This window comes from Undibacterium sp. 5I2 (genome assembly GCF_035019605.1).
GTDB lineage: Bacteria > Pseudomonadota > Gammaproteobacteria > Burkholderiales > Burkholderiaceae_D > Undibacterium.
Genome location: NZ_JASJVS010000002.1, coordinates 46,782 through 62,003 on the forward strand (window position 1 = coordinate 46,782; position 15,222 = coordinate 62,003).

General features: G+C 55.1%; 14 protein-coding genes. 9 read left to right on the top strand and 5 right to left on the bottom strand.

Translation table 11 applies throughout. The annotated features are described in order from the left end of the window. Window positions 1-11 precede the first annotated feature (11 nt). The 5 genes from QN359_RS01135 to flgL all read left to right on the top strand — a co-directional run bounded on the left by QN359_RS01135 (window position 12) and on the right by flgL (window position 6,333). Window positions 12-677 carry a flagellar basal body L-ring protein FlgH gene (locus QN359_RS01135; protein ID WP_322247973.1) on the top strand — a complete coding sequence of 222 codons (666 nt, stop codon included), beginning with the start codon at window positions 12-14 and terminating at the stop codon, window positions 675-677. Between the two features lie 15 nt (window positions 678-692). Then, window positions 693-1,826, top strand: a complete 1,134-nt coding sequence (locus QN359_RS01140) for a flagellar basal body P-ring protein FlgI (protein WP_322247974.1) — start codon at window positions 693-695, stop codon at window positions 1,824-1,826. Between the two features lie 10 nt (window positions 1,827-1,836). After that, window positions 1,837-2,736 (top strand): flagellar assembly peptidoglycan hydrolase FlgJ, encoded by a 900-nt coding sequence (gene flgJ, locus QN359_RS01145; protein WP_322247975.1) that lies wholly within the window; start codon window positions 1,837-1,839, stop codon window positions 2,734-2,736. Window positions 2,737-2,857: 121 nt separating this feature from the next. Beyond that, window positions 2,858-5,110: a flagellar hook-associated protein FlgK gene (flgK, locus tag QN359_RS01150; protein WP_322247976.1), complete on the top strand. Its 2,253-nt coding sequence runs from the start codon at window positions 2,858-2,860 to the stop codon at window positions 5,108-5,110. 8 nt (window positions 5,111-5,118) lie between these two features. Further along, window positions 5,119-6,333 (top strand): flagellar hook-associated protein FlgL, encoded by a 1,215-nt coding sequence (gene flgL / locus QN359_RS01155; RefSeq protein WP_322247977.1) that lies wholly within the window; start codon window positions 5,119-5,121, stop codon window positions 6,331-6,333. A 42-nt stretch (window positions 6,334-6,375) separates the two neighbouring features. Here the strand turns inward: flgL and QN359_RS01160 are convergent, their stop codons facing one another. The 3 genes from QN359_RS01160 to QN359_RS01170 all read right to left on the bottom strand — a co-directional run bounded on the left by QN359_RS01160 (window position 6,376) and on the right by QN359_RS01170 (window position 10,451). Beyond that, window positions 6,376-6,642 carry a hypothetical protein gene (locus QN359_RS01160; protein ID WP_322247978.1) on the bottom strand — a complete coding sequence of 89 codons (267 nt, stop codon included), beginning with the start codon at window positions 6,640-6,642 and terminating at the stop codon, window positions 6,376-6,378. 115 nt (window positions 6,643-6,757) lie between these two features. Further along, window positions 6,758-9,016, bottom strand: coding sequence for an OPT family oligopeptide transporter (locus tag QN359_RS01165; RefSeq protein ID WP_322247979.1), 2,259 nt, complete (start codon window positions 9,014-9,016; stop codon window positions 6,758-6,760). A 145-nt stretch (window positions 9,017-9,161) separates the two neighbouring features. Then, window positions 9,162-10,451 carry an MFS transporter gene (locus QN359_RS01170; protein ID WP_322247980.1) on the bottom strand — a complete coding sequence of 430 codons (1,290 nt, stop codon included), beginning with the start codon at window positions 10,449-10,451 and terminating at the stop codon, window positions 9,162-9,164. A gap of 269 nt (window positions 10,452-10,720) precedes the next feature. Here QN359_RS01170 and QN359_RS01175 point away from each other — a divergent pair, with 269 nt between their 5' ends. The 3 genes from QN359_RS01175 to QN359_RS01185 are packed head-to-tail and all read left to right on the top strand — an operon-like array spanning window position 10,721 to window position 12,949. Next, window positions 10,721-11,596: a DUF1653 domain-containing protein gene (locus tag QN359_RS01175; protein WP_322247981.1), complete on the top strand. Its 876-nt coding sequence runs from the start codon at window positions 10,721-10,723 to the stop codon at window positions 11,594-11,596. Window positions 11,597-11,641: 45 nt separating this feature from the next. Continuing rightward, on the top strand, window positions 11,642-12,442 hold the full coding sequence (locus QN359_RS01180; RefSeq protein ID WP_322247982.1) for a substrate-binding domain-containing protein: 801 nt from the start codon (window positions 11,642-11,644) through the stop codon (window positions 12,440-12,442). 42 nt (window positions 12,443-12,484) lie between these two features. Then, the gene (locus QN359_RS01185; RefSeq protein WP_322247983.1) at window positions 12,485-12,949 is read left to right on the top strand and encodes a (2Fe-2S)-binding protein; all 465 of its coding nucleotides are present in this window, start codon (window positions 12,485-12,487) and stop codon (window positions 12,947-12,949) included. A gap of 25 nt (window positions 12,950-12,974) precedes the next feature. Here the strand turns inward: QN359_RS01185 and QN359_RS01190 are convergent, their stop codons facing one another. Next, window positions 12,975-13,364, bottom strand: a complete 390-nt coding sequence (locus QN359_RS01190) for a hypothetical protein (RefSeq protein WP_323493174.1) — start codon at window positions 13,362-13,364, stop codon at window positions 12,975-12,977. 214 nt (window positions 13,365-13,578) lie between these two features. On the opposite strand from QN359_RS01190, the gene dcd reads away from it, so the two are divergent. Continuing rightward, complete coding sequence (dcd, locus tag QN359_RS01195; RefSeq protein WP_322247985.1) at window positions 13,579-14,148, top strand: dCTP deaminase; 570 nt, start codon at window positions 13,579-13,581, stop codon at window positions 14,146-14,148. A 16-nt stretch (window positions 14,149-14,164) separates the two neighbouring features. Here dcd and QN359_RS01200 read toward each other — a convergent pair whose 3' ends face one another. Continuing rightward, window positions 14,165-15,082, bottom strand: coding sequence for a flagellar brake protein (locus tag QN359_RS01200; protein ID WP_322247986.1), 918 nt, complete (start codon window positions 15,080-15,082; stop codon window positions 14,165-14,167). Between the last annotated feature and the right edge of the window lie 140 nt (window positions 15,083-15,222).

Sequence of the window (15,222 nt, forward strand, 5' to 3'; positions counted from 1 at the left end):
CAGGAGCCGCCATGAGAAACAGTGTCTATTGTATGTTGTTGTGCGCCGCCGGCTTAAGCGCCTGCGCCGTCACGCCAACGCCTATCGTGCGTCAGCCCATGAGTTTGCCGGCGCAATCGGCCAAGCCGCTGCGCGAAGTCAATGGAGCGATTTTTCAGACTGCTTCGTATCGGCCTTTATACGAAGATGCTAAGGCGCGGATGGTCGGCGATGTCTTGACGATTAATCTCAGCGAAAAAACCACGGCCGGTAAAACTTCGGCGACTTCGGGTAGTAAATCGGGCAGCGTCTCGTTCGCCACGCCGCAGATTTTCGGTATGCCAGCCACAACCGCTGCGCAAGGTGGTTTGAAGGTAACGAGTGCGAATAAATTCGGCGAAGCCGGTGCCGAAAATGCCAGTAATAATTTTTCCGGCACGATCACCGTTACCGTCATCGATGTCATGCCCAACGGGAATTTGATCGTCAGCGGCGAGAAGCAACTTGGCTTTGACAAGGGTGGCGAGTTCGTGCGTTTTTCCGGTGTCGTTAATCCGCAAACGATCGCGGCCGGCAATGCATTATCGTCGACCCAAGTGGCTGACGCGAAATTTGAATACCGCTCGACTTCGCATCTCGATCAAGCGGAAATGACTTCCATGCTGACGCGCTTTTTCCTCAGCTTCCTTCCCCTGTAATTAACTGGCAGAGCCATGACTATCTCGTCCCTATCCCGTTACGCTGTTGCTGTGCTTCGTCTGTGTGCCGTCGTGGCGCTGGTCGGCACGGCCAGCGGTGCCGTGCATGCCGAGCGTCTGAAAGACCTCGCCGGCGTGGCTGGGGTGCGGCAGAATCAGCTGCTTGGCTATGGTCTCGTGGTCGGGCTCGATGGCAGTGGTGATCAAACCACGCAAACCCCGTTTACGGTGCAGAGCATCGTCAGCATGCTACAGCAAATGGGTGTGACGCTGCCGGTTGGAACGAGCTTGCAACTCAAAAACGTTGCGGCCGTCATGGTCACGACCAGCTTGCCCTCGTTTGCTCAGCCGGGCCAAACCCTTGATGTCACGGTGTCATCGATGGGGAATGCAAAAAGTCTGCGCGGCGGGACGCTGCTGATGACGCCATTGAAAGGTGCCGACAGTCAGATTTATGCGATGGCGCAGGGCAGTGTGCTCGTCAGCGGTGTCGGTGCTTCTGCCAACGGCAGTAAAGCCCAGGTCAATCATCTCGATGTCGGCCGTATCGCCGCCGGTGCCACCGTCGAGCGGGCGGTGCCGAATGCCTTGGCGCAGGGGTCCACCATACAGTTGGAACTCAATACCTCCGATTTTTCCACGGCCAGTCGGGTGGTGGACGCGATCAACCGCCGCTTCGGTGCCGATACTGCCGCCGCACTCGATGGCCGCGCGATCCAAGTGAAAGCGCCGCTCAGTGCCGATCTGCGAGTAGCATTTCTCGGTGCATTGGAAAGCATTGATGTCACGCCGGCGCAAACCGTGGCCAAAGTCATACTCAATGGCCGTACCGGTTCCATCGTCATGAACCAGGCCGTTACGCTCGACGCCTGCGCGGTGGCGCATGGCAATTTGTCGGTCGTCATCAATACCGATAACAGCGCCAGTCAACCGAATGCCTTGGCTGCCGGACAAACTGCAGCGGTGGCCAATTCCACCATTACCATCGCCAAAGATGCCGGGCAATTACAATTGTTGAAAGCGGGGACTTCCTTGTCCGACGTGGTGAAGGCGCTCAACTCTATCGGCGCCACGCCGCAGGATTTGCTGGCGATTTTGCAGGCGATGAAAGCTTCCGGTGCCTTGCGCGCGGAATTGGAAATCATATAAAGGCCGTATCATGATTGCAGGACCCGCTCTTTCCGATCAAAGCCTGGCCATAGACTCACGTAGTCTCGATGGCTTGAAAAACACGGTCAAAGATAATTCGCCGGAATCGATCCGCGCCGCCGCCAAGCAGTTTGAAGCCTTGTTCATGAACATGATGCTCAAGTCTATGCGTCAGGCCGGTGGTCAGGACAGTCCCTTCGATAACGAACAAACGCGCACCTTTACCTCGATGCTCGATCAGCAACTGACGCAAAAAATGGCGGACCGTGGGGTTGGCTTGGCCGACGCCTTGGTCAAGCAAATGACGCTCAATGCTGGCAATAAGGTGTTACAAGCTACGCAAGATGGCTCTGTACCGGCATCGAATGCCCGCGCCATCGACAGTTATCTCAAGAACGTCAAATTAGATCAGCCGGCGTCCACCGCCAGCAAGACCGAAGCCAGCATCGAGAGTCCGGCGCGTGAATTCCAGAAAAAACTCGCGGCCCATGCCGAAGAAGCCAGCAAGACTACTGGTATCCCAGCCAAATTCATGCTCGGCCAAGCCGCCTTGGAAACTGGTTGGGGTAAAAAGCAAATTAAAACCGTCGACGGCAGTGAGAGTCACAATGTGTTCGGCATGAAAGCCACCTCCGCTTGGAAGGGCAAAACGGTGGACGCCGTCACAACCGAATACGTCAATGGGGTGGCGCAGCGCCGCGTGGAAAAATTCAAGGCTTATGACAGTTATAGTGACGCCTTCAAAGATTATGCCCATATGTTGTCGAATAATCCACGTTACAGTAATGTCATCGCCAATTCCAAGGATGCCAGCAGCTTCGCCGTCGGCATGCAAAAAGCCGGTTATGCCACCGATCCGCAGTATGCCAACAAGCTCAGTCGTTTGATCAAACAGAACCTTTCCGCTTGAGGAAAGCTTTTGTTTTGGCATTATTCCTCAATAACATTAAAGTTTTTCCCGATTGCACCGACAACATAGTGTTCGGTGTTACTTTGTACATCGGCACATCAGCACATAGATAGGTTGAATCATGGGTGTAAATATTCTCAACATCGGGCAATCGGCGTTGGCTGCAGCGCAATTGGGGATCAGTACTACCGGTCAAAATATTGCTAATGCATCAACTCCTGGTTACAGTCGCCAAGTGACGATTCAAACCGCCAATCCCGCGCAAAATGTCGGCGGCAGCTTTGTCGGGCAGGGCGTGTCGGTGAGTCAAATTCAACGCCAGTATGACCAATATATCACTTTGCAAGTCAATGCCGCGACCACATCTAAAGGGCAGGCCGATGCCTTTCTATCTCAGATCAATGGTTTGAATACGACGGTGGCCGACCCGACGGCCGGTGTGTCGCCGGCTTTGCAGACCTTTTTCAATTCGATACAAAATCTGGCCACCAGCCCGAATGGCACAGCCGGTGCTGCGGCACGTCAGGCAGCGTTAGCTTCGGCGCAATCTTTGGCCGGTCGTATCAATGGTTTGCAAAACCAAGTCAACCAAATCAGTACCGATGTGAATGGGCAGATCAGCTCGGCCGTGAGCACCATCAATGGCTATGCCACCCAGATTGCCCAATTGAATGATGCGATCAGCAAGGCGCAGGGCGGTTCCAGCGGCGGACAGCCGAATGATTTGCTCGACCAACGCGATCTGCTGGTGACCCAGTTAAGTAAGATGACCTCGGTGTCGGTGGTTCCGCAAGGGAGTCAATTTAATGTCTTTATTGGTAACGGTCAGCCGCTGGTGATGGGTACCGTGCCAAATCCCTTGCAAACGGCGATTTCCCCGACTGATCCGACGCGCATCGAAGTGGCCTATGTCTCGAACGGCGCAGTGGTGCCGATTCCGGAAAACGGCTTACCCGGGGGTACGCTGGGCGGCTTGTATGATTTTCGCAGCAATGTACTGGACGTTACCCAGAATTCGATAGGTCGGGTGGCGGTGGCCGTTGCCACGGCCATCAATGAGCAGCAAAGCCTTGGACAAGATCTCAACGGTGCCACCGGCACGAATATTTTCAACATCAACCCAGTGGTGTCGACGCCCAATGTCACCAACGTCAGTTCAGCCCGTATCAGTGCCTCGATCACCAATGTTGCCGCGCTCACGACCAGTGATTACAATTTAAAATTCGCCGGTGGTAACTACGTCGTTACGCGCATGTCGGATGGGGTCACGCAATCGTCCGCGAGCTTGCCGATTAATTTTGACGGCGTCAATTTTCAATTATCGCCACCACCGGCTGCCGCGGTACCGGCGGCTGGCGACAGTTTCTTGATTCGTCCGACTGCCGGTGCCGCTTCCAGTTTCGCGGTCGCCTTGACAGACCCGAATAAATTCGCGGTCGGCACGCCCTATTCGACCAGCTTCCCCTCGACCAATACCGGCACTGGAAAAATCACTGGCGGCACGCTCGATTCCGCCGTTGCCGCTGCCAGTACATCGTTGACTGCCAGCATCAGTGCGGTGAAAACCGATGATTCCTTCGCCGCGAGTGCGGTCAGCACGCCGGTCAGCCTGACTTACACTGCCGGTACCGGTTTGAGCGGTTTCCCTGCCGGTGCCACGGTGGCGCAGACGGTCGCAGGAGTGACCACCAATTACCCGCCACCTGCCACCGTGCCGTATAGCAGTGGTTCGACCATCAGCGTCAATGGCATGAGTTTTTCCATTAAAGATAATGGTACTGCACCGAGCACTGGCGACAGCTTCACTTTGTCGGCGTCGACACCAGTAGCCACGGCCAAACTGACTTTTAACAGCGCCGCCGCGACTTTGAGCGGCTTTCCGGCGACGGCGAATGTCACCGTGACCAACGGCGCTACGGCCACGACTTATCCGGCCGGCACCGCGGTTCCCTATAGTAATGGGGCGACCTACAGTTACAGTGGTGTCAGCTTCAGTCTCACTGGCACACCGGCCAATGGTGATGTGTTCAATGTCGGTCCCAATACCAGCGGTACTGGCGATAACCGCAATGCCTTGCTGATGCAAAAAATTCAGACTCAGACCGGTCTCATCGGCGGTACCACCACGATACAGGGCGCGTATGCGCAGTTCGTCAGCCAGATCGGGAATAAAACCAATGAGGTGCAAGTCACCAGTGATTCCGAAACGGCCTTGCTGAAGAATGCCACGAATGCGCAGCAATCGGTATCGGGCGTGAATCTGGATGAGGAAGCATCGAATTTATTGAAATACCAGCAAGCCTATCAGGCGGCTGGAAAATTAATGCAACTGGCCAGCCAGTTGTTTGCAACACTGTTGACCATCGGACAGTAGAGGTTATTATGCGCATCAGTACCAGCATGCTGTTTCAGAATGGCGGCTCGCAAATCAGTGATTTGCAATCGGCCGTCAATCGTACTCAGCAACAAGCGGCATCGGGCAAGAAAATTTTGTCGCCAGCCGACGACCCTATCGGTTCGGCGCGCGCCTTGGTGATCACCCAAGCGCAGGCGATCAACGAACAGTATGGCGTCAATCGACAATATGCCAATGATAATCTCGGCATTGCCGACGGCGTGCTCGGTAATATCACCACCACCTTGCAAAATGTGAAGACCCTGATCGTCAATGCCGGTAACGGCACCTTGGCCGACAGCGACCGTGCCGCGCTGGCGACCGAATTACAGGGCAACTTGAGCTCACTGCTCAGTCAAGCCAATTCCACCGATGCCACCGGCTCGTATCTGTTTTCCGGTTTTTCGACTACCACCGCGCCCTATACACAAACCGCCGGCGGTGCCACCTATAACGGTGATCAAGGCCAGCGTTCTTTACAAGTCGATACCTCGCGCCAAATACCCATGAGTGCGCCCGGCGATCAAATTTTCGGCAATATCCGCACCTCGGCCAATCAATTCAATATTGTCTCCGGCAGCGCCAATACCGGCACGACGACGGCCGCCGCGGTAGTTGATCCGGCCACGGCAGCCAGTTTGACTGGAAATAACTATAAGATCGCATTCGACAATACCGGTGTCAATTTCACCGTCACCAACACCACGACCGGTGCCCTCGTGGTGCCGAGTACTCCGTATACCGGCGCGACTACACCCCAAGTGGTGAAGTTTGATGGCGTCAGCGTGACCTTGGCCGCCGCGCCGGCACCCGGGGATAATTTCACGGTACAGCCGGGAAATCAGAATATTTTTGAAACCCTGACCGATGCGATCAATGCCCTTAAAACCCCGGTGCTTGATTCAACCGGACGCGGTAATCTCAATAAAGTTCTCATGCAGGCGAATAATAATCTCGACGCCTCGATTAATAATGTGCTCGTCGCGCGTGCTCAGGGTGGTTCGAGCATGAAGGAAATCAGTACCCTCGACGATGCCGGTGCCACTACTGACTTGGCTTACAAGGCGAGCTTGTCATCGATACAGGATATCGATTACGCCAAAACCATCACCCAATTGACTATGCAGCAAACCACTTTGCAAGCGGCCCAGCAGTCGTTTGTGAAAATTTCGAGTTTATCGCTGTTCAATTACATCCAGTAAACGCTGGCTGTTGCGACCAGTGCTGCGCTCACTGGTCGAGCTTCAAATCTTTTCCATCTCTTCCGAATCAAGCCCGATTACATGGGTTTGCAAAATACCGTGTTCATCATGCCACTCGCGCATGACGCAGGGGTAGCCATCTTCATCGAGCGCGATGACTTTAAAAAATTGTCCGGCCATCGATTCGATCAGTATTCTTTCCTCTTCCGGAAAGCTTTTGATGAAGGCGGTGCTCAAGCTGAGCACGCGCACGATGTCACCGACGGCGACGGCTTGATTTTTAGAATCGAGAATAGGAGAGATGCTCATGCTTTTTCTGGTAAATAGATAGGTGTGCCATTGTAAGGCCAATCGGGATCAAAAAAGCGGATGCGAGTTGGGCTCGCATCCGCTTATTGTTTGCTGCTATTGCTTTTTTGTGTGCTTACGACGCAGCACGATTTTTTTCGCGCCCGACCCAGTACAACAGGCCGGCGATGAGCAGATACGGAATCATCGAGAGCGCATCGGCATGGCTGCCTTGGAAGAAAGGGTTATGCGCCAGCGCCCAAGTTTCCAGTGCCTTATCGACATGGCTCAGGAGCCCGGCGGAAAACGCAATCACAATCCCGGCCAAGGCCCCGCCGGCAATATAACCGGACGACAGCAACACGCCGGCACTGCGGTCGCCGGCTGCTTGCATTTGTTCCGGGTTTAAATCGCGGTATTGCGCCAGCTTGCTGTTACGGCGGTCAACCAACCAACGTATCATGCCGCCGATGAACAGCGGTGTCGACGACGACAGGGGCAGATACACGCCGACGGCAAAGCCGAGAGAAGGAATGCCGACCATTTCCAGAATCAGCGCGATCACCACACCGAAGAGCACCAAGGTCCACGGTAACTGGCGGTCGAGAATGCCTTTGATGATATACGACATCAAGACTGCCTTAGGGGCGTCGTACTTGGTCACTTCACTGCCATCGGGACGTTGCTTGTAACTGCCGTTGATGCCGGGATCGACCAAGTACACGACGTTGCCGTCGGCAGCCACCAAGTATTTGCCGGCCGGTGCGCCGACCGTATCGGTTTTATGCCAGACCCGATACACGGCATGGTCGGTTTCGGCTTGCGGGCCTTGTAAAGCGGCCGTTTCGCTTAAGCGCGCCGCATCGGTTTGCAAGCCCGCGGCAATTTGAGCAATCGGTACATACACCGTGCCGGCATCATTGAGTTTCAACAGGATAGGGCCAAGAATCAAGGCCGATGACAAGGCACCGGCCAGAATCGCATATTGCTGCAAACGCGGGGTGGAACCGACCAAAAAACCGGTCTTCAGATCTTGCGAGGTGGTGCCGGCATTGCTACAGGCGATGCAGACGATGGCCCCGACCGAGAGGGCGGTGACGTAGTATTGCCCACCGGTCCAACCCATCAACAAGAAGATCAAACAGGTAAATAACAGCGCGGCGACGGTCATGCCCGAAATCGGATTGGATGAAGAACCGATTTCACCGGTCAAGCGGGACGAGACGGTGGAAAATAAAAAACCGAACAACAGGATCAGCAGCGCACCGAGAAAATTCATGTGCAGCGGGGCAGAGAAGGTGATGACGGCGATAATCGCCAGCACGCCGATGAACACCCACTTCAGTGGAATATCCTGTTCGGTACGCGGCATGGCCGTGTTGCGGGCAGTTTTTTGTTTGCGCAAACCCGACAAACCGCTGCGCATGCTGCGCCAAATCGTCGGCAAGGCGCGCAGCAAGCTGATCAAGCCGCCGGTGGCGACGGCACCGGCACCGATATACAGCACGTAGGCGCTGCGAATATCATGCGGATCCATGCTGCTGATGAGCTTGGTGGCCGGCGCCAGTGGAACGCTGAGCGAATCGCCGAAAAATTTGATCAACGGGATCAGCAACATGTACGACATCACCCCGCCGGCGGCCATGCCAGCGGCAATGCGTGGGCCGATGATGTAACCGACACCAAGCAACTCGGGGGAAATTTCCGCGCCCAAGGAAGCGCTCTTGAGCGGCGCACCGAACACCACTTCCGGCGTGTCTTTCCAAGCTTTCAGAGCGACATTGACGATTTTATACAGCAAGCCGATGGCAAAGCCTTTGAAAATAATTTTGGCGCGCTGATTCGCATCTTCCTGCGCATGCGGATTGCTGTTTTCACCGGCAGCGGCACGCGAAGCATCGGTGGCGGCGGCTTTCAATACTTCGGCGCAGGCCGTGCCTTCCGGGTATTTCAATTGACCATGGTTTGCTACAATCATGGTGTGGCGCAGCGGGATCATCAGCAAGATACCGAGCAAACCGCCGAGGCAACCGACCAGCATCACACGCGATATCTCGAGGTCGAAACCGAGAATCATAATGGCAGGCATGGTGACGCCCAAGCCGAATGCCAGCGATTCACCGGCCGAGCCGGCGGTTTGCGTGATACTGTTTTCGAGGATGCTGGAATCGTTGGCACCGAATTTGTTGAAGAGCCGGAACAAGGTGATGGCGATTACCGAGACCGGAATCGATGCGCTTACAGTCAGACCGACTTTGAGCACTAAATACAGCGAGGAAGCGCCGAAAATCATCCCGAGGATGACGCCCATAATCAAGGCGCGCGGCGTCATCTCCGGCAGTTGGGCCGCTGCCGGTATATACGGTTGAAATGATTCGGATGGAGGGTTTGACATGGGAAGACCTGGTTTGATGCTCGAAAGATTCATTGCCGTAGCGATCATGAACCCGCTTGCGTGCCGCGTTGTGCCGTGCCCGCTCGTTAATATATTACAGAGCGGGCATTATCTCGCTTTTAATCACACACTTGCAATCGAGAAATCAGTTTTGTGGCATTTCCGGATCAGATTTAAGCTCAGGCAGCACGCGAATTGAGCGTATCGCCGGATGATGCCAAGCGATCAGGGCTAGCAGTAAGGCACCGCCGCCGGCAAACCCGAGCGCCGCGCGCAAGCCGGCATACTGGCCGATCCAGCCACCGGCGAGTGCGCCGGGGCCGGCTGGTATCAAGATGAGCCAGCGCATGGTACTGGTCATGCGGCCGAGCAGGGGTGCCGGCGTCACCGCTTGACGCAAGGCCAGAAAATTGATGAAAATCAGCACGCCGCCGGTCGCGAAGCACATCAGCATGAAGCCGAACACGGCAATCCCGCGGCCATCGGCCGGCGCGACGGCCGCCAAACTCCAGCCCAGCCCGCACAGGCCGATGCCGAGCACCATGCAAGGGCCAGGTCCGAGTTGGCGACTGATGCGGTAGCCGAACAGACTGGCCACGATCGTGCCCATACCCATGCCCATATAACTGAGACCGACCGCTTGCTCGGATAAGCCGAGCACGCGCGTGGCAAACAGAATTTGCACCACCAAGGCGGCATTATAAAAAAATTGCCAGGCACCAACTGTGCAGGCCAGCGCGATCAGCAAGGGCTTATGCGCAACAAATTGGACTCCGGCTTTCAGGTCGCCCCAGAAATGGCTGTCACTGCGCGCTGGAGTTGTCTCTTGCACACGGATGCCGCGTAGAATCACGGCCGAGCTCAGCAGTAGCAGGGCGTCAGCAATCAGGGCGATCGGTGCGCCCAAGATTTTGATCAAGGCGCCGGCCATGGCCGGTCCGGCGACTTCGGCACCGGAACTGGCCAGAGCATTTTTGGCATGGGCTTCGACCAGTCGCTCGCGCGGCACAATCTGGGTCAAGACGATTTGCGCTGCTGTTCCGGCGACGGTATTGACACAACCGATCAGAAAGCCAACCATATACAACCAGCCCATCCCTACCCAGCCCAACCACCACGCCAGTGGCACGCTGAGCACGGCCAGCGCGATCAGGCTTTCGCCGGCCACGTAGACGGGCAATTTGCGCACGCGGTCCAGCCACACACCGGACGGTAGCGAGAGCAAGACAAACGGCAGCGTTTCCATGAAGGTCAGCAGACCCATTTGCGTCGCGCTCGCATGTAACATCACTGCCGCCGTCAGCGGCAAAGCCAGCATGGTGATTTGCGCACCGAAGCTGCTGATGAGTATCGAGCTCCATAAGCGCCGGTATACATGATCGTGAAACAGATCGTTGGCCGGCAGTGTGAATCTTCTTTGTATGAAATTTTTCATGATTACGCTGATAATGCAGGGGGTGGTGCTTTGCGTCGCTCGCCCTTGCTGCCATACTAAGGCCAGCGCCGACGGCATCTGGGCTTGCTTGGTTCGATGTTTTTGCGCGCAGAAAAGCGTATGGCTGGCAGGAAATTTACCAGCGAATTTTATGATGCTATTTTTTTAATTTGGTTCCGTCAAATGAAAAGTTATTTTCCTTTGAATTGACGCTTAGCGCCGCGCCCGAATGGCCCGCGCAATTTGACGGCACACCGTGGATTGAGACGATGTTTGAAAAACCTGTAGTAATGATCGATTTTGAAACCTCCGGCATGAGTCCGGATCAAGGGGCCCGTGTCACCGAAGTGGCGGCGTTGCGCATACAGGGCGGGGTGGTGACGGAACGCTTTGTATCGCTGATCAATTGTGGCGTTCGTATTCCGGCTTTCATCACCGAATTGACCGGGATTACCCAACAGATGGTGCAAAAGGCACCGCCAGCCGATGTTGTTATTCCACAACTCGTTGACTTCATCGGCAGCGACGCCTTGGCGGCCCACAATGCCAGTTTTGATGAAAAATTTTTATTGGCCGAAAGTGCCAGACTGGGTCTGTCGACGCGTCACACCGGCTTGATTTGTTCGGTCAAGCTGGCGCGGCGCATTTTCCCTGGCTTGCCGAGCTATGCCTTGGGACGCTTGGCGCAGTCGCTCGGCATCCGCTTCGCCGGCACGGCGCATCGGGCCGAAGCCGATGCCGAAGTGGCGGCGCAATTGCTGCTGGCGGTGGCCAAGCGCTTACAACAACAGTATCGCGCCAGCGCGGTCGATCCACACTTGCTGGTGGCGGTGAATAAATTGAGTGCGGCGAAAGTCGATGACTACCTCAATAAGCATTACCAGTCCAGAGTCAGCGTCGCCGCCGCCGAGACGGCGACGACCCCGACCCCGGCACCCTTGCTGGCCGGGCAGCGCTTTCGTCACTACAAAGGCGGCATTTATGAGTTTGTCTGTGAGGCGACCCAAGAAGCTGATCTCAGCGCGGTGATCGTGTACCGCAGCGCTAATGGGCGAGTGTGGACCCGACCGAAAACGGTATTTTTTGAAATGCTCGACATCGATGGTCGCCGCGTCCAGCGTTTTGCGCCAACCACAGCGAGCTGAGGCGCTTCCGTGCGAAAATAGACAGCTATTTGAGGAGTGATGCTGATGAAACGTCTTATTTTTTCCGCCTTGGTGCTGCTGGCATGGAGCAGCGCCGCCTCCGCTCTCGAAGTGGTGCGCCTGTCAACTACCACCAGTACCGACAATTCCGGTTTGCTGACGGTGCTGTTGCCGGCATTTGAAGCCAGCACCCATATCAAGGTACAAGTCATTTCTGTCGGTACCGGCAAAGCACTTGAGTTGGCCAAGAATGGCGACGTCGATGTCGCCTTGGTCCATGCGCGCGCAGCCGAAGATCAATTCGTCGCCGCCGGCCATGGGGTCAATCGGCGCGATGTGATGTACAACGATTTCATTCTGGTCGGCCCGAGCGCCGACCCGGCCGGCTTGCGCGGCGAGCATGAACTGATGAGCGGTTTGCGTAAGCTCGTCGCCGCTAAAGTAAAGTTCGTTTCGCGCGGCGATCAATCCGGTACCGATCAAATGGAGCGCGCGTATTGGCAGCAGGCCGGCGTCAAACCGAGCGGCAGTGCGTACATTTCGGCTGGTCTTGGTATGGGCGAAGTATTGACCATGGCAGCCCAACTCGATGCCTACACCTTAACCGATCGTGCCACCTTCGCTGCCTATAAAGCCAAGACCGGCTTGGCCGTGCTGCTCGAGGGCGATCCGAAGATGTTCAATCCCTACGGTATCATTGCGGTTAATCCGGCGAAATACAAAGACATCAATTTTCATGGTGCCAGCGCCTTGATCGAGTGGATCACTTCGGCCGAAGGGCAGAGTAAGATCGCCAGCTTCAAGCTCGACGGTCAGCAATTGTTTTTCCCTTCGTACAAAAAATAAATCGCAGCCGGCCACCGGCCGTCACGCTACTCAGGAGATCTCATGACCACCAGTCTGCACGTCAATGGCACAGCAGTCCAATGCCAATCCGAAGCCGATACGCCCTTACTCTGGGTATTGCGCGATGAATTGGGTCTGATCGGTACCAAATTCGGCTGCGGTGCCGCCTTATGTGGTGCCTGTACCGTGCACCTCGATGGTGTTGCCGTGCGCAGTTGCCAGTTACCGCTGGAAGCCGCTGCCGGTCATCAGGTGGCCACCATCGAAGCCTTGGCGGGTACTAAAGGCCAGGCCTTGCAGCGCGCTTGGATCAAGCATGATGTGCCGCAGTGCGGCTATTGTCAGTCCGGTCAGTTGATGAGTGCGGCAGCGCTGTTGGCCAGTAATCCGCAGCCCGATGATGCCGCCATCGATGCGGCGATGAGTGGAAATATCTGCCGCTGTGGTACGTATAACCGGATTCGTGCTGCCATCAAGACGGCCGCGGCTGAAATGCGCGCGACGTAAAAAATGCCGAAGCGCGCGATTGCGCTTACTGCATTGATGGGGTTTGCTGCGGCGTGGCCGCCGGTAGCGGCTGCGCCGCTTGACTGAGGTAAGTTACTGGCTCAGTGACTTGTTGCGCAGTAGCCTTTGGCCTGGCATTATTGAGAGCAAAACTCATGACCGTGATCATCGCAACACCCAGTGCTGCCGCGGTAGCGATCATCCATTTAATCATGTCGGCGGTATTTTTATGCATCTCTACACGCAAGATGTCGGAGCTTTTTTGGATATCAGAGCGAATTTCCGCAAATTTTGCATCGACGCTTGAAAATTTGGCGTCGATTTTTGATTCTAAAGACAATATCCTGCCATCTATCCGTGTTTCTATGGTCTCAAGCCGTGAGTCTAAAAGTTCGCTAGTCACCGTAGTCATCATTCAACCATCGCTAGTTACTGTAGTCATAATTAAATAATACACAGACAGATTTATCTCGTCAAATTTTTTTTAGCCGTCCTGGGTTCCACCAGATAAGGAGTTGATTGCTGCTGCGCGCCCCTATGGCTCCCCTGCCTGTGCGGGAATAAAGCCGGATTGGACTGCCGATTTCGCGTAAAATCGCAAGCACGATTAATTGGGCAGGAGAATGGCAATGAGCATCAAATCAGATAAGTGGATACGTCGCATGGCCGCCGAAACCGGCATGATAGAACCGTTTGAGCCAGGTCAGGTACGCGAACGCGCCGATGGCCAGTGCATCGTCAGCTACGGCACCTCCTCGTATGGTTACGATATCCGTTGTGCCGATGAATTCAAAATCTTCACCAATATCAACAGCACCATTGTCGACCCGAAAAACTTCGATGAAAAATCCTTCGTCGATTTTCGTGGCGATGTCTGCATCATCCCACCGAACTCGTTTGCCTTGGCACGCACCATGGAATACTTCCGTATCCCGCGCAGCGTACTGACCATTTGCCTGGGGAAATCGACCTATGCGCGCTGTGGCATCATCGTTAATGTCACCCCGTTTGAACCGGAATGGGAAGGTTATGTGACGCTGGAGTTTTCCAATACCACACCGCTGCCGGCGAAAATTTACGCTGGCGAAGGCTGCGCCCAAGTGTTGTTCTTCGAAAGCGACGAAGTCTGCGAAACCTCATACAAAGATCGCGGCGGCAAATATCAAGGTCAACAAGGCGTGACCCTGCCTAAAACCTGAAGTCATCCCAGTCGATTCAATCCATCTCGGCCAAGGTTTGATGAACAAACGCCGAGAGGATCAGTTTCGATTGTGGCGAGACATCGACAAATTCAAAGCCATGACGGAACTCTTTGCCGTTTTCGGTGGCGGCCAGCGAACGCAGCATCACCTTGATGGATAAATATTCGTCGCTGCCGGCGGCATTGACTTTGAACTTGATGAAGCCGGTGTCGCCCTTATGGCCGAGTTCTTTCTTGATTAAGCCCGAGGTGCCGCCCATGCTGAGATCGCCAAGTACGGCAGTCGCGGTTTGTTCGGGTGCGCCTATGGTGACGGAAGCGATGATTTTCACTACCGCCCGCGCCCCTTGGCGTATTGTGGTCGAGCGCACCTGTGAGGGATAACTGAGGTGCAGGTAAGTGTGCGGGCTGTAGACATTTTTGATCAATGCCGCTGTAAACGCATAGGCTTTCTTGCCAGGGAAGGCGCGGATGATGAAGGTTTGCCCCTCGCGCAGGCTGACCGCGCGGCCGTCGATGGTCGGTGCGGTCACCAATAAAGATTTGTTTTTGACATAGCCGATCAAGCGCACCGTATAGCGCGTCGCTTGTTGGTCGTGGGTTTGCAGATAAAACACTTCGCCGACGGTCCAACGCACACTGTCGAGTTCGATAACCGATTCTTTGTTGATCTCTTCGGCAGGTTTCGCTTTGACTTCAGCCACCGGCTCGGCTTGCACCGGCGCGACGATTTTGCCAGGGATGCTGTCCCACAGATAATCGGCTTCACAATAACCAACTTCGAGCAAATGCTCGAGCTGTCGCTGATCTTCAATCAGCACGCCGGCCTCGAACAGGATGGCACCATCCTGATTGTAAATCGGCCAGCTGATTGTTTGTCCGACGAGAATGTCAGCATGCTTGAGTGACATGAGTCCTTGCAGGTCACTCATTGAGTTTATCCATCATAAAACCAGAGCCTTGTATTGATGCTATGAGCTGCGATGGTACTCCAATTCGCGGCGCCGATGAGCCTTGTGCCAAATGATATGAAATGATAAATCAGATGAAAAAGAAATGCTTGACAAAAAAA

Coding starts and splice junctions, on each gene's coding strand:
- QN359_RS01135 (WP_322247973.1), top strand. CDS start 12: ATGAGAAACAGTGTCTATTGTATGTTGTTGTGCGCCGCCGGCTTAAGC.
- QN359_RS01140 (WP_322247974.1), top strand. CDS start 693: ATGACTATCTCGTCCCTATCCCGTTACGCTGTTGCTGTGCTTCGTCTG.
- flgJ (WP_322247975.1), top strand. CDS start 1,837: ATGATTGCAGGACCCGCTCTTTCCGATCAAAGCCTGGCCATAGACTCA.
- flgK (WP_322247976.1), top strand. CDS start 2,858: ATGGGTGTAAATATTCTCAACATCGGGCAATCGGCGTTGGCTGCAGCG.
- flgL (WP_322247977.1), top strand. CDS start 5,119: ATGCGCATCAGTACCAGCATGCTGTTTCAGAATGGCGGCTCGCAAATC.
- QN359_RS01160 (WP_322247978.1), bottom strand. CDS start 6,642: ATGAGCATCTCTCCTATTCTCGATTCTAAAAATCAAGCCGTCGCCGTC.
- QN359_RS01165 (WP_322247979.1), bottom strand. CDS start 9,016: ATGTCAAACCCTCCATCCGAATCATTTCAACCGTATATACCGGCAGCG.
- QN359_RS01170 (WP_322247980.1), bottom strand. CDS start 10,451: ATGAAAAATTTCATACAAAGAAGATTCACACTGCCGGCCAACGATCTG.
- QN359_RS01175 (WP_322247981.1), top strand. CDS start 10,721: ATGTTTGAAAAACCTGTAGTAATGATCGATTTTGAAACCTCCGGCATG.
- QN359_RS01180 (WP_322247982.1), top strand. CDS start 11,642: ATGAAACGTCTTATTTTTTCCGCCTTGGTGCTGCTGGCATGGAGCAGC.
- QN359_RS01185 (WP_322247983.1), top strand. CDS start 12,485: ATGACCACCAGTCTGCACGTCAATGGCACAGCAGTCCAATGCCAATCC.
- QN359_RS01190 (WP_323493174.1), bottom strand. CDS start 13,364: ATGATGACTACGGTGACTAGCGAACTTTTAGACTCACGGCTTGAGACC.
- dcd (WP_322247985.1), top strand. CDS start 13,579: ATGAGCATCAAATCAGATAAGTGGATACGTCGCATGGCCGCCGAAACC.
- QN359_RS01200 (WP_322247986.1), bottom strand. CDS start 15,082: ATGAGTGACCTGCAAGGACTCATGTCACTCAAGCATGCTGACATTCTC.